At 70.1% G+C, this 14,091-nt stretch carries 12 protein-coding genes; 5 read left to right on the top strand and 7 right to left on the bottom strand.

All coding sequences use genetic code 11. From position 1 onward, the window contains the following. Positions 1–168: CAP domain-containing protein (locus tag B0I29_RS44910; RefSeq protein WP_146617075.1), on the top strand; the 168-nt coding region annotated here is incomplete at its 5' end. An 805-nt stretch (positions 169–973) separates the two neighbouring features. On the opposite strand, the gene B0I29_RS44905 is transcribed toward B0I29_RS44910, so the two are convergent. Then, positions 974–2,203, bottom strand: coding sequence for an MFS transporter (locus B0I29_RS44905; protein ID WP_111655297.1), 1,230 nt, complete (start codon positions 2,201–2,203; stop codon positions 974–976). A 142-nt stretch (positions 2,204–2,345) separates the two neighbouring features. Between B0I29_RS44905 and B0I29_RS44900 the strand changes: the two genes are divergently transcribed. After that, complete coding sequence (locus B0I29_RS44900; RefSeq protein WP_111655296.1) at positions 2,346–3,275, top strand: ATP-binding cassette domain-containing protein; 930 nt, start codon at positions 2,346–2,348, stop codon at positions 3,273–3,275. Next, the gene (locus B0I29_RS44895) at positions 3,272–4,021 is read left to right on the top strand and encodes an ABC transporter permease (protein WP_111655295.1); all 750 of its coding nucleotides are present in this window, start codon (positions 3,272–3,274) and stop codon (positions 4,019–4,021) included. The genes B0I29_RS44900 and B0I29_RS44895 overlap by 4 nt, the downstream gene beginning before the upstream one ends. On the opposite strand, the gene B0I29_RS44890 is transcribed toward B0I29_RS44895, so the two are convergent. The 5 genes from B0I29_RS44890 to B0I29_RS44870 all read right to left on the bottom strand — a co-directional run bounded on the left by B0I29_RS44890 (position 4,005) and on the right by B0I29_RS44870 (position 11,174). Continuing rightward, the gene (locus B0I29_RS44890; protein ID WP_111655294.1) at positions 4,005–7,232 is read right to left on the bottom strand and encodes an AfsR/SARP family transcriptional regulator; all 3,228 of its coding nucleotides are present in this window, start codon (positions 7,230–7,232) and stop codon (positions 4,005–4,007) included. The two genes, B0I29_RS44895 and B0I29_RS44890, sit on opposite strands and share 17 nt — an antisense overlap. Positions 7,233–7,803: 571 nt before the next feature. After that, entirely contained in the window at positions 7,804–8,619 is an 816-nt protein-coding gene (locus B0I29_RS44885; RefSeq protein ID WP_111655293.1) for a fumarylacetoacetate hydrolase family protein, read from the bottom strand. A 9-nt stretch (positions 8,620–8,628) separates the two neighbouring features. Next, positions 8,629–9,504 (bottom strand): fumarylacetoacetate hydrolase family protein, encoded by an 876-nt coding sequence (locus B0I29_RS44880; RefSeq protein ID WP_111655292.1) that lies wholly within the window; start codon positions 9,502–9,504, stop codon positions 8,629–8,631. A gap of 294 nt (positions 9,505–9,798) precedes the next feature. Beyond that, on the bottom strand, positions 9,799–10,224 hold the full coding sequence (locus B0I29_RS44875; RefSeq protein ID WP_245973228.1) for a carboxymuconolactone decarboxylase family protein: 426 nt from the start codon (positions 10,222–10,224) through the stop codon (positions 9,799–9,801). 140 nt (positions 10,225–10,364) lie between these two features. Further along, positions 10,365–11,174 (bottom strand): IclR family transcriptional regulator, encoded by an 810-nt coding sequence (locus tag B0I29_RS44870; RefSeq protein WP_111655290.1) that lies wholly within the window; start codon positions 11,172–11,174, stop codon positions 10,365–10,367. 139 nt (positions 11,175–11,313) lie between these two features. On the opposite strand from B0I29_RS44870, the gene B0I29_RS44865 reads away from it, so the two are divergent. Then, positions 11,314–12,072 (top strand): SDR family NAD(P)-dependent oxidoreductase, encoded by a 759-nt coding sequence (locus tag B0I29_RS44865; RefSeq protein ID WP_111655300.1) that lies wholly within the window; start codon positions 11,314–11,316, stop codon positions 12,070–12,072. 16 nt (positions 12,073–12,088) lie between these two features. Further along, on the top strand, positions 12,089–12,874 hold the full coding sequence (locus B0I29_RS44860) for an SDR family NAD(P)-dependent oxidoreductase (protein WP_111655289.1): 786 nt from the start codon (positions 12,089–12,091) through the stop codon (positions 12,872–12,874). A 7-nt stretch (positions 12,875–12,881) separates the two neighbouring features. Here the strand turns inward: B0I29_RS44860 and B0I29_RS44855 are convergent, their stop codons facing one another. Next, positions 12,882–14,090, bottom strand: a complete 1,209-nt coding sequence (locus B0I29_RS44855) for an MFS transporter (protein ID WP_111655288.1) — start codon at positions 14,088–14,090, stop codon at positions 12,882–12,884. Position 14,091 lies beyond the last annotated feature (1 nt).

Below are 14,091 nucleotides of genomic sequence, written 5' to 3'. Positions count from 1 at the left end.
GAGAACGTCGCCTACGGCTACCGCACCGCCGCCCAGGTCGTCAACGGCTGGATGAAGAGCCCGGGCCACCGCACCAACATCCTCAACTGCAAGTCCAAGACCGTCGGCGTCGGCGCCGTCTACTCCGCCAACGGCACCCCGTACTACACCCAGGACTTCGGCTACTGAAGTCTTTGACCCCCTGCAAGACCAGCGATGCCCCAGCCGATCCCCCTGCGGCTGGGGCATCGTTGCGTCCGCAGCCGATCCAGGCAAGCGCCGCCCACCTCGACTTTCGCCATGCTGTCAAACCGCCCGCGAGACAACCAGCCGGACCAGCCGGACTGGCCGGTCGTGAGAGTGGGCCAGGCCGGGTCGCGGCGTGGATCAGGTCGCACATAACGCCGCCGTGTGCCCGGGTCTACGCCCTGGCCACGATGAAGTCGCACGAACCGCAACCGTGTGACCCCATCCACGCCACCCGAGCATCCGTGTGCCCTCAGCTACGTGCACCAAAGCACACCGTGTGCCCTCGAATCGCTCCCATGCCGCTGACATTGATCAGCAGCTTTGCGTGCCGAAATGGTGAAACCGAGCGCCTGTCCGCCAACCAAGACTTGCCAAGATCCGTCGCGGAAGAAGGCACGACGACTGCTACCGGACACCCCACCAGCGCAGATCTGGGCGGTACGGGCTGCGATTCGGGCAGAAGCTGCCAACATCGCGCGGGGAGAGGCATTCGCTGCCGCCCGACACCACCTCGGCACCCCACCAACGCGGATCTAGGCACGTTCCGGCTGACATTCGGGCGAGAGCCGCCAAGATCGCACGAGGCTGGACGGGAAACTCGGCACAGAGGCGGCTTACCCGGGTGGGCGGGCCGGGCTCTCGCCCCCCAGCTAACCCGGGTGAGCGAGCTGGGCTCGCCTCCGGCTGACCCGAGTGGGCAGGCCGTACTCACACCCCGCGGCTTACCCGAGTGGGCGGGCTAAGCTCACACGCCGGCGTGTTCGGGCGCCAACGCTGGTGCCGGGCGGGCGGCGGCTGAGAACGTGACGGCTGCCAGGACCAGGCCCGCCGCCGCCAGGGCGAAGCCGATCCACGCCGCGCCCAGGTAGCCCCACCCCAGGCTGATCGCCGCGCCGCCCAGCGCGGCGCCGGCGCTGTTGGCGATGTTGCCGGCTGATTGATTCACTGCGGCGCCCATGAGCTGGGCGCCCGGGGTCACCGAGATCAGCCAGGTCTGGATGGCCGGCCCGATGAAACACGCCGCCGCGCCGACCAGGAAGGCCGCCACGAACAGGCCCACCGGGTGCTGCGCGACGACCGCGAACAGGCCGATCGTCACCACGATGCCGGCGAACCCGCCGACGACGCTGCGGCGCAGGTCGCGGTCGGCGGCGAAACCGCCGGTCAGGATGCCGGCGGTCATCCCGCAGCCCATCACCGCCATCACCCACGGCACCGTATTGCTGGACAGCCCGGTGACGTGCGTGGTCACCGGCGACACGTAACTGATCACCGCGAAGAAACCGCTGGAACCCACGGCCACCACCAGCGCGACCAGCCAGACGTGCGGTGAGCGGAAACTGCGCAGCTCGGCGCGTGGGGAGCCGCCCGGGGCGGCCGCCACCGGCGGCACGGTCGCGAGCACGGCAAGCAGGGTGAGCACGAAAACCCCCGCGACCGCCAGGTACGCGACTCGCCAGCCCTGCGCCTGCCCGAGAGCGGTGATCAACGGTACGCCGAACACGTTGGCGCCGGTCAGCCCGCTGAGCACGATCGCGAAGCCCTTGCCGTAGTTGCCGGGCCCGAGAATGTTCGCCGCGACGATGCCCGCCGCCCCGAAGTACGCGCCGTGGGCCAGCCCGGAGACGAAGCGGCCGGCCATGACGAGACCGAACGTCGGTGCGATCGCCGAGGCCAGGGTGCCGATCACGAACAGCCCGAGCAGCCCGACGAGCAGCCGCCGGCGAGGCACCCGGGCGGTCAGCGCCGCGATGGTGGGCGCGCCGACGACGACACCGAGCGCGTACGTGGTGATCATCCAGCCGGCCGTGGCGACGGCGTCGGGGGCCGATCGGGCGTACGAAAGAGGAAGTAGATCTCGGGCGATCTCGGGAAGCAGGCCCATGGCGACGAACTCGGTGAGGCCGAGCCCGAAACCGCCGAGTGCCAGGGCGAACAGGGCAGCCCACCGGCGTCCCGCGGATAACGTTTCCACGAGCGCAGACTCTAGAACGTTCTAGCGACTTCGTCCGTAGAACGTTCTAGTGACGACCGCAACAACGGGACTGACAGCACCGGCAGACGCGTGTCAGAGCCGTGAAAGCGCCGTGTCAGCGACCGCGCCCATGGTTACCCCCATGAGTTCAGCGATTGAGGTTTCCGGGCTGCGAAAGGCCTTCGGCGACAAGGTGGTGCTCGACGGCATCGACCTCGACGTCCCGGCCGGAACGATCTTCTCCCTGCTCGGCCCGAACGGGGCCGGCAAGACCACCACCGTCAACGTGCTGACCACGCTGATGACCGCCGACGCCGGGACGGTACGCGTCGCCGGCCACGACATCACCACCGACGCCAAAGCCGTCCGCGCCCTGATCGGGGTGACCGGCCAGTTCGCCGCCGTCGACGAACTGCTGACCGGCCAGGAGAACCTCCAGCTGATGGTCGACCTCAGCCGCAAGAACGTCAGCGGCACCGTCGTCACCGAACTGCTGGAGCGTTTCGAGCTGTCCGAGGCCGCGCAGAAGCCGGTGTCGACGTACTCCGGTGGCATGCGCCGCAAGCTGGACCTGGCCATGACGCTGGTCGGCAACCCGCGGATCATCTTCCTCGACGAGCCGACGACCGGGCTGGACCCGCGCAGCCGCCGCACGATGTGGGACATCATCCGTGACCTGGTGGCCGACGGGGTGACCATCTTCCTGACCACGCAGTACCTGGAGGAGGCGGACCAGCTCGCCGACCGGGTCGCGGTGCTCGACGGTGGCCGGCTGGTCGCCCAGGGCACACCCGCCGAGCTGAAGCGCCAGATCGGCGGCACCCACGTCCGGCTCCGGTTCGCCTCGGTGGCCGAGTTCGACGCGGCCGCCCGGATCCACCCCGGCGCACAGCAGGATGCCGATGCCCTCACGCTGCGGGTTCCCAGCGACGGCGGCACCGACTCGCTGCGCGCCCTGCTCGACCGGCTCGCCGAGCACCAGCTCAGCGCCGAGGAGTTCTCGGTGCACACCCCCGACCTTGACGACGTTTTCCTCGCCCTCACGGGCCGCACCGCGGAGGCCGCGAAATGAGCACTAAATCCCACTCCCTCGTCATGCTGCGCCGCGACTTCAAGCACCTGACCCGGAACCCGACGTCGCTGTTCAACGCGGTCCTGATGCCGATCGTGATGATGCTGATGTTCGTCTACGTGTTCGGGGACGCGTTCAACGTCGGCGTCGACTACATCGACTACGCGACGCCGGGGCTGATGCTGCTGGCCGTCTGTTACGGACTCGGAGCGACCGCGACCTCGGTGAACTCGGACATGACCAAAGGCATCATCAACCGGTTCAAGGCCATGGACGTCTCCCGGGGCGCGGTGCTCAACGGTCACGTCGTCGCCAGCGTGCTGACCAACCTGATCGCCATCGCGGCGCTGGTCGGCGTCGCGTTCCTGCTCGGCTTCAACCCGTCGGCGAGCGCGCTCGACTGGCTCGGTGTGCTCGGTGTCGTCCTGCTGCTCGGTGTCGCGACCAGCTGGCTGACCGTGGCGCTGGGCCTGGCGGCGAAGTCGCCGGAGACGGCCGGTCTCGCGTCGGTGCCGCTGGTCATGCTGCCGTTCTTCAGCAGCGCGATCGTGCCGGCCGAGTTGATGGGTCCCGGTGTGCGGCAGTTCGCCGAGTACCAGCCGTTCACGCCGATCATCGAGAGCCTGCGCGGGTTCCTCAACGGCACACCGGACACCGGCGCGCTGATGGCCGCCGTCGCCTGGTGCATCGGGATCGCCCTGGTCGGCTATCTGTGGGCGTCCAACACGTTCAAGAAGCGGGCGTGAGCGTGATCTCGGCCAGCTGACGCCAGCCGGTCAGCGTGCCTTCCCGAACCGCCTCGGCGAACCCTTCGTCGCCGAGGCGGTTTCGTGCTGCCCGCTCGATGCGTGCCACGTCCGGGTTCGAGCCGTCCTTGAGTCCGCGCATCCCGGCGCTCGCGCCCAGAAGCCGCGCGGCCTGGATCTCCGACCCGGACAGCAGAGCCAGGTCCGCGACACCGACGAGGATCGCGGCGATCAGGGCGGCATGCCCCGCCTCCGCGGCGGCCTCACACGCCGACGTGTGGTGCGAGCGGGCCGCGGTGAGGTCGTCGGTGAGCAGGCCACGGAGGCTTTCGGTGAACGCGCGTACCGTCGGCTGGTCTGCCTTGTCGCCCAGAATCGCCGTCGCGGCATCGAGCTGGCTCCGCGACTCGAGGAGATCACCGCGCCAGCGGGCGAGCTCGGCTCGGGTGATCGCCAGCTCCGCGAGGGCGTCGGGCCAGGTCACCCGCTGGGCGCACCGCTGTGCCTCGGCGAGCGCGGCGGCGCTGGCGGCCTCGTCGCCGAGCAGCCAGTACAGCTGGGCCTGGCGGGCCCGCAGCTGGATGACGTCCTCGATGGCGCCGGCCTCGGTCACCACGGTGATCGCCTGCTCGTAGTGGTCGCAGGCTGTCGCGAGGTCACCGCGGGTGGCGATCCGGTCGGCCAGCTCGGTCAGCGCGAAGTAGATCCCGAAGCGTTCACCCAGCGCCCGGAACTCGGCGAGCGCGGTCTCCAGGTATTCGTCGGCTTCACGCCCGGTCTGGCCGAGGTTGATCCGCGTCTTGCCCAGGTGGAGGCGGGCCAGTGCGCGTACCCAAGGGTCTTGGTCCTGGAGAAGGTTTTCCCAGGCGGGGAGGGAGTCCTGGGGGGATCGCAGGAGGCGTTCGAGGGGGACGACGAGGTTGAGCAGGGGGCCGGGCTTGTCGATGGTGCCGCGGAGTGCGAACGCTTTGTTGATCCACTCGGCGGCCTGGTGCTCGTCGGCGCGGCCGGAGCCGGCGTAGAGGACGACGAGGGCGTAGACGGTCGCCCGGATCTCGTCGGGCACGTCGTCGGGCACGTCGCCGGGCGTCCCTGAGGACGTTTCCTTGGACGTTTCTGTGGCTGCGATGATCAGTTCGGCGCCTTCGGCCTTACGGCCGCTGAGCCACCAGTACCAGCCGGCGCCGGCCGCGAGCCGCATCGCCGCGTATGCCTCGCCGGCGGCCAGCGCGCCTCGCATCGCGGCGCCGATGTTGTCGTGCTCGGCCTCCAGAACGGCGAGCCATGTCAGCTGGTCAGCGCGGCGCAGATGCGGTTCGGCGGTCTCGGCCAGCTCGGTGAACCAGGCCAGATGCGCGTGGCGCGCCGACTCCTGCTCGCCGGCCTCGGCGAGGCGCTGGGCGGCGTACTCCAGGATCGTGCCGAGCATCCGGTACCGCGGCGTCGCGGCCACGCTGGTGACCAGCAGCGATTTCTCGGCCAGCGAGGTGATCAGTTCAAGCACGTCGTCCGGCTCGACGCCGCCGCCGGAGCAGACCCGCTCGGCCGCCTCCAGACTCGCCCCGCCGCTGAACACCGCGAGTCGGCGCAGCACCATCCGCTCATGCTCGGTGAGCAGTTCCCAGCTCCAGTCGACGACCGCGCGCAGCGTCCGGTGCTGCGGCTGCGCGGTGCGACTGCCCTTGTTGAGCAATCGGAATCGGTCATCGAGCCGCGCGGCGAGCTGGTCGAGAGACATCGTGCGCAGCCGGGCCGCGGCCAACTCGATCGCCAGCGGCATGCCGTCGAGCGCCCGGCAGACGCGCGCCAGGACCGAAAGATCGGGCGCCAGGTCCGTTCGCACGGCGCCGGCACGTTCCAGCAACAACTGTACGGCCGGAGACCCCTCGATCTCGTCAGCGGTGGCGTCCCGGCCGGGCACCGCGAGGGGCTCGACCCGCCACAGCGCCTCACCGGTGATGCCGAGCGGTTCCCGGCTCGTCGCGACAATCCGCAGCCGCCGGCACTCCCCCAGCAGTCGATGGGCAAAATCGGCCGCCGCCTCGATGAGGTGCTCGCAGTTGTCGAGAACGAGCAGCATTTCCCGGTCACGGATGGCGCTGATCAACCGGTCGGTCAGGTCGGTGTGCGGCGACGCGGCAAGCAACGCATCCCGCAGGCCGAGCGCGGTGATAGCAGCCTGCGCCACATCACCGCCGCCGCCGCTCGGGGTTTCCCGGCCACGGCCCTGGGTTTCGTCGCTGCTCCCCGTCGTCTCACGGCTGCTGCCCGTCGTCTCACGGCTGCTGCCCTGAGTTTCGCGGCTGCCGCTCTGGCTCGCTGAGATGGCAGCGAGTTCGACCAGCCAGGCGCCGTCCGGAAGATCGCCGGTCAGCGTCCGCGCGGTCTCGGTGGCGAGCCGCGTCTTGCCGGACCCGCCCGGCCCGATCAGCGTGGTCAGCCGTCGCCCGGCAACCAGCTCGCGGACCGCGGCGATGTCGTCACTTTTGCCGACAAAATTGGTCAGCTCGGCGCGCAGGTTGGTCCGCCGCTCCTGCTCGGGCCGGCCGACGTCGCCGCGCAGCAACGCCACGTGCAGGCCGGACAACTCCGGCGAGGGATCGGCGCCGAGCGCATCGGCCAGGGCTTCTTTCGTACGCTCGAAGACCAGCAACGCCTCGTTACCCCGCCCGGCAGCGACGAGGGCGCGCATGAGTGCGGCAGCGAGGCGCTCCCGCATGGGGTACTCCGCGACAAGCCCGGTCAGCTCGGTGACCGTCCCGACGTCCTCCAGCGCGACCAGCCGCAACTCGTCGAGCCGGGCGACCGTGGTGTCACGGGCGATGCCGTCCGGCAGGCCGGCGTCGGCGAAGGGCGCGCCCCGCCACAGCGCTAGGGCATCCCGCGGCCGGCCCGCGGTGATCAGCCGCTGAAACCGCACGGCGTCGACGGCATCGGGGTCGACCGTGAGCCGGTATCCGTCGGTGTGGCCCTCGATCAGCCCATCGGGCAACGCCTTGCGAAGCCGGGAGACGAGGCGGTGCAACGCGTTCGTCGCCTCGGCGGGTAGGTCGTCGCCCCAGATCCAGTCGAGCAGCGTGGTTTTGGGGACGATGCGGCCGGGGTCGAGGGCGAGGGCGATGAGGAGGGCACGCAGGCGGGCGCCCGGGATGTCGGCAAGAACCCCGTCACCCGCACGAACCTCGAACGATCCAAGCACCCCGATCTGCACGCGCCAGATTTTGCCACGAGGGTCCGACAGGCCCCCGCGGCGATGGCGTACCGCTCGATCTCGCCGCGAGCAGACGCCTTCCAACGCAACAAGGACCGGCACCCAGCGGCGAGCTCAGCGCAGGATTGGCCACAGCCGCGGCTGCGGCCCGGCCGGCCGATCTTGAGTGATTTTCTACATCGGAGGGTCGGAAGTCGCTCAAGATCGACCGGGGCCCCTCCGGTGTGTCGAGTTGGGGTTCGATTCGCGCCCGAACTTCGCACACACGCCGCAGACCGCCTGCCCGCGTGGATTTGAGGCGAGCCGGTCACGGAACCGAGCCGTAGCTCCGGCATCTCATCGGACTCTCATAAGGTGACTGGACTACGGCCGCGCGGCACGAGCCGTCGCCCAGTTGCGTAATCGGACCCTGATGACGTGGCTGAACTACGGCTCGCGGCGCTGCGGACGCTATCTGGGCAAGCTCTGCCCGCATGCCGGCTCGCGCTCGCGGTCGCGTTATCGGCCCCCGCACGACCACAAGCACAAGCCGACCACTCCCGTCCTGCCTGGCCTGGCGGGACCGCGTGGGTCAGCGGAACGTTTGGCGGATCTCGCCGATGCCCTCGGCTTTGCTGATCAGGGTCTCCCCCGGCTGCAGGTAGCGCGGCGGATTGCGGCGGTTGCCCACGCCCGCCGGTGTCCCCGTGAAGATCAGGTCGCCCGGCAGCAGCGGGCACACCGCGGAGATCCGGGCCACCAGCTCCGCGACCGGGAAGATCATTTCGCTGGTGCGGCCGTGCTGGACCCGTTCGTCGCCCAGGAAGCACTCGAACCCGATATCGTCACGGTCGGCGAACTCGTCCGGCGTCACCAGGTACGGGCCGGTCGGGCCGAAGCCCGGGAACGACTTCGCCAAGGAGAACTGCGGGGGCTTGCCGCGCATCTGCAGGTCCCGCTCGGACAGGTCCTGGCCCAGGGTCAGCCCGGCCACCGCGTCCCACGCCCGGGACGCGGGGATGCTGGATCCGCCGGCGCCGATCACGGCTACCACCTCGATCTCCCAGTCCGGCTTGCCCTGCGGCAGCGTCACCGCAGTGATCGGCCCGGTGATGCAGGACGGGAACTTGGTGAACAGCAGCGGGTCGTCCGGCGCCTGGTAGCCGGCTTCGGCGGCGTGCGGGCGGTAGTTGAGCGCCACCGCGAACACCTGCCGGGGCTGCGGCACCGGCGGGCCGAGCTGCTCCACGGTGAACGGGACGGCCGAGGACCAGTCCGCGCCTACTGCCCACTTGAGCAGCTCGTCGAAGCGGCCCAGCGACGCATTGACCGCCTCGCCACCGGGCACATCGAGAGCCAGCGCATCGCGGGTCAGCACCAGCCGCCCGTCGAGAGTCGCAAACCGCATGGCCGGCCCTCAGTCCGTGTACAGCGAGCTTGTGTACGGCGACGTGTCGTGCGCCGTGCTCCACGGGACGACCCGGTTGCGCAGCACGCCCAGACCTTCGATCTCGGCCTCCACCACGTCGCCCGGGCGCAGATAGAAGTCGAACGGGTTCGGCTGGATCGCCGCGACACCCGAGATCGTGCCGGTGGTGATGATGTCGCCGGCCGAGTACCCCTGCGGGGAGTGATGGGCGACCAGGTGCGGGATCGGCAGCAGCAGCTGGTCGGTGTTGCCGGTCTGCCGGACCTGGCCGTTCACCCGCAGCTCCATGGCGAGCTTGTGCGGGTCGGCGATCTCGTCGGCGGTGACGATCCACGGGCCGATCGGGCAGAACGTGTCGATGCCCTTGGAGAACGAGAAGACGCCGGACTGCATCTCGCGCCGCTGGATGTCGCGGGCGGTGATGTCGTTGAAGACCAGGTAGCCGGCGATGTGGTCGACGGCTTCCTCGGGGCTGAACCACTTGCCGGGCTTGCCGATGATGACGCCCAGCTCCAGCTCGTAGTCGAGCTCGTTGGTCAGGCCCTCCGGGTACACGATGTCGTCATCCGGGCCGATGATCGCGTCGACGTTCTGAAAGAACACGATCCCCTTGTGTACGGGATGCGACCAGTTCACCGCCTGGAGCTCTTCGTGGTGAGCGGCGAAGTTTCCGGCGGTGTGGAAGAACTTCTTCGGCACGATAGGCGCCCGCAGCCGGACGTCGGCGAGGGCCAGACGCTCGCCGGTCTCGCGGACCGCGCCGTCGCGCTCGAAGTACTCCCGGGTCGAGCCACACTCCAGCTCGATGACCGTGTCGTCCTCGAGGCGGCCGACCCGTCCCTCGTCGAATGTCACCAGGCGCATCGCATCATCCGATTCTCATTGAGTGAAAGTAACTTTCACAACGGTTCGAAACGAAGCGTGCCCGCTACCCATGGTCGGTGTCAACCGGGTCAGCGCTGTGTAAAACCGGGGACATGAAAAGGCCCGCCGTCCGGGAGTGACGGCGGGCCTGAGCGCTGGAGGTCAGTTGGCCTTGGCGACCACAATCGGGGTGATCACCGGGGCCGGAGCGAGGCGCCGGGCCGCCGACTGGCTCGCGCGACGTAGTTGACCGTCGAGATCACCGAGGCCGAGGCGGGCGCCGCGGCGAATCCGCTAGGTTGCCGATCGGTTGCCCTCGACCCGGAAGACCCGCAGCTGCAGGGCCAGGGTCGCGTAGTAGCCGACCAGGGTGGTCAGCTCGAACACCGCGGGCCGGCCCAGACCGTCGGCGGCCTGCTGAAACTCCTCATCGGTCAGGTCGTTCCGGGACGCGAGTGCCAGCGTCGTGGCGGCGACCAGGCGTTCCATCGGATCGTCGAACGCCGGCGCGTCACCCGCCAGCGCCGCCTCCAGCTCGTCGTCACGAAGACCCACCGCACGACCGGCCGCGCGGTGGGCGTACTCCTCGAAGTCGCTCTGCCAGACCCGCGCGACCGTGAGAATCGCGATCTCCCGTGACCGGCCGGTGAGGCCGGTGCGGTAACGCACCGCGCCGCCGAGTTGCTGGAGCGCCTCGCCCAGGGCGGGTTGCAGCAGCATCGCGTTGAACGGACCGACCAGTGCGCCATCGGCGTCTACCAGCGGAAACGGGCCGTTAGCGCGTGGCCCGCCGGCGATGGCGTCAAACAAAAATCGTTGTTCCGGAGATAGATCCCCATAACGAAACCCCGGCACCCGGCTCATGCCGGTGCCCGATATCCGAGCAGCGCCGAGATTTCCGCGCACGCCTGGTCGATCAGCGGGCGCAGCTCGCGGATGATGCGCTGGCTGGACCAGTCGCGGGACTGCACCGCGAGGTTCGCACCGGCGACGACCCGGCCGGTGGCGTCGTAGACCGGCGCGGCGACCGAACGCAGGCCGAACGCGAGTTCCTCGTCCTGCAGCGCCCAGCCCTCGGAGCGGATGGTGGCTAGCTCGCCGCGCAGCTCGTCGAGACTGACCTTGGCGTTGGGTCCGTGCTGGCGGGAGAACGAGTGCTCGGTGATCCGGCTGGTCAGGTCGTCCTCGTCGAGGTGGGCGAGCAGCAGCTTGCCGATCGAGGTGTGCACGGCCGGCAGGGTCGAGCCGACCTGGATGTTCGCGGTGACCAGGTCGGAGTTGCGCAGCCGGACCAGGTAGAGCACCCGGTCGCCGGTGAGCGTCGCGAGGTTGACCGTCTCGCCGCTGGCGATCGAGAGCTGCTGCAGGCGCGGGGTGGCGAGTTCGACCAGGTCGAGGCCGCGCAGCGCGGCGCCGCCGAGGGTGAGCACCTTGACGCCGGGGCGGTAATCGCCGTTCGGCAGGTGGTCGAGGTATCCCTCGGCGGTCAGCGTCATGACCACCCGGTACACCGTCGGCAGCGGCATCTCCACAGCTGGGGCGATGTCGCTGATCCGCCAGGCCGGCCGCTGCTCGGTGAAGAGCGAGAGGATGCGCAGCCCTTTCGCGAGGGCCTCCACCCGGTATTCCGGACGCGCCGGTTCCGCCGTCGCCTGCCTCTTGGCCGCCATCTACTCGCCTTCCGATCGGTCGATGTGTAGTCCGCCCAGTCTCCCGGGGGCCGCTGGACAGGCGTCATGACCCCGGTCTAGCGTATCTGGAAAGCTACTTTCATCTGTCGAGAAGAAGCAAGAACGGGCGGTGTTCGCGATGACGGATTGGCTGGGACTCGCCGATCGGCCGAGCCTGGTGATGGGCGCCGGCGGCATCGGCGGCGCCAGCGCGGTGGCCCTCGCGCGCAACGGCGCCCGGGTCCTGCTCGTGGACGTCGACCAGGAACACCTTGATGCGGTACGCCGGGACGCCAAGGAAGCCGGCGCCGATCTGGACACGCTGGAGGCCGATCTGCGTACCCCGGAAGCCTGCCGGGACGCGGTGGCCGAGGCGGTGAGCAGGCTCGGCGGCCTCGACGTCTTCCTGCACGCCGTCGGCCGCAACATCCGCAAGCCGGTCCTCGACCTCGGCGACGACGACTGGTCGAGCATCGTCAATCTCAACCTCAGCACCGCGTACTGGTCCGGCCAGGCGGTGGGCAAGGTCATGACCGAGCGAGGGTACGGGCGGATGGTCTTCGTCTCCTCGGTGTCCGGACTGCTGGCCCACCCGCACCACGCGCCGTACGCGGCCTCCAAAGGCGGTCTCAACCAGCTGCTCCGGGTGATGGCCCGCGAGTGGGCACCGCACGGCGTCACCGTCAACGGGGTGGCGCCGGGGTACATCGAGACCGACCTGACCCGGGCCTACCTGGACAAGGACGGCATCCGGGAGAACCTCACCGCCCTGGTGCCGGCCGGTCGCCTGGGCCGGCCGGGTGAGGTGGCCGACGCGGTCACCTTCCTCGCGTCCGACCGATCCGCTTTCGTCACCGGCCAGATCCTGTTCGTCGACGGCGGCCGGGTCCTCGTCTAGTTCTCAAGGAGCATCAGTGACCACACCTGTCATCACCCAGCGTTTCCCCGGCCGGTCGGTGCTCGTCACCGGCGCCGGCACCGGCTTCGGCGCGGAGATCGCCTTCCGTGCCGCCCAGGAGGGCGCCCGGGTCGGCGTGCACTACAACCGGTCGAAGGACGGCGCCGAGCGTACCGCCGAGCGGATCCGGGAGATCGGCGGCGAGGCCGTGCTGATCCAGGGCGACATCACCAGCTGGGACGACATCAAGGCGATGGCCGACACCGCGTTCACCGCGTTCGGCGGCCTGGACGTGCTGGTCAACAACGTCGGTGACGTGGCGCGCGAGCAGATGTCGTGGCGTGACATCACCGAGGAGTCGATCCAGCACGTCCTGGACGTGGACATCAAGGGCACGCTGCTGTGCACCCACGAGTTCGGCGCCCGGATGCTGGAGCAGGGCCACGGCGCGATCGTGAACGTCGGCTCGACAGTGGTGGTCCGCGGCAGCGCCCGCGCGCCGCAGTACGCCGCCGCGAAGTACGGCATCATCGGCCTGACCAAGTCGTACGCGGCCGCGTTCGCCCCGGCCGTGCGGGTCAACGTGTTCGCGCCCGGGTTCATCGAGACCGAGGCGACGCTGCGCCGCGACGACTGGAAGTCCGGCCGGGCGGAGAAGCTGCGCTCGATGACGCCGATGGGCCGGATCCCGGGCCCGGCCGAGCTGGCCGGCACCGCGCTCTTCCTGGCCTCGGACGACGCGGCCCACATGACCGGCGGTTTCATGGTGGCCGACGGCGGCTTCAACATGGTCGGCGCCTGACGGTTTCCTACGACGTCTGCGCTGGTTGACCGGCCGTGATCGGCGCGGCCGGTCGTACCAGCAACGACAGCGGCGCGGCGAGCAGGGATATCCCGGCCGCCGCGAGGAACGCCGTGCCCGGGCTGCCGGTGACCTCGATCAGCTGACCGGCGAAACCGGCGCCCAGCGCGTACCCGGCCCAGGTCGACGCGCCCATCCAGGCGTACGCCTCGGTCAGGAAGCGTTCCGGCGCGGCCTCACCGAGGACCACCTGGATCAGGGTGTCCTGCGGGCCGATCACCAGCCCTGCCACCAGCAGCAACGGCGCGAGCAGCAGCAACGTCGGCGCCCATGCGGCGGCGGCGAACACCAGCGCCACCGCGGCGTGGGTCAGCGCGAGCTGCGGCCCCGGTGCGCCGCGGCGCTGACGGCTGCCGTAGATCAGGGCGCTGACCACCGAGCCGACGCAGATCGTCGCGATCAGCACCCCGGCCGCGCCCCGGGCGCCGGCGCCGGTGGCGGTAGCCGGTCCGCCCACCATCACCGCGCCGAACGTGAAGGCGCTCAGGATGATGACGGCGAGGATCAGCCGCACCTGGCCGGTGGCGAGCGGGCCCAGATAGTCGCGGCGCAGGCCGGTGCGGGCCGCGGGACGCCGGCGCAGGCTCGGTGTGCCGACGAGCAGCAGCACACCGGTGGTCAGGATCGCCGCGACCAGGCCCAGGACCACGATCGGGCTGGTCAGCAGCAGCAGTCCGGACACCAGCACCGGGCCGCCGACGTACATCGTCTCGTTCAGCGCGCCGTCCAGCGCGAACGCGGTCCGCAGCCGCTCGGAGTCCACGAGCGACGGCCAGGTGGCCCGGGCCACCGGCCCGCACGGCGGCGCGGTGACACCGAGCGCGGCCGCGCCGGCGATCAGCACGCCGGAGTGCGCGCCGGCGAGCAGCGCGGCGGCCAGCACCGCGTAGACCGCCAGGTTCGCCACCAGCAGGCCGATCAGGATCCGGTGCGCGCGGAAGCGGTCGATCAGCCGGGCGCTGAACGGCACACACACCGCGACGGCGACGGCGTAACCGGTCAGGGCGAGGCCGCCGGACGCGTACGAACCACCGGCGTCGACCACGGCAAGTAGCAGCGTGAGCGTCAGCATCGGCGGGGCCAGCCGGGTCGTCACGATGGCGAGAAGCAGCCGCGGCACCTCGGGAACGGCGAACAGCTCGCGGTAGGCACGCATC

The organism is Actinoplanes lutulentus (genome assembly GCF_003259845.1).
GTDB classification, from domain to species: Bacteria; Actinomycetota; Actinomycetes; order Mycobacteriales; family Micromonosporaceae; genus Actinoplanes; species Actinoplanes lutulentus.
This window is presented reverse-complemented; position numbering and strand designations above follow the sequence as displayed.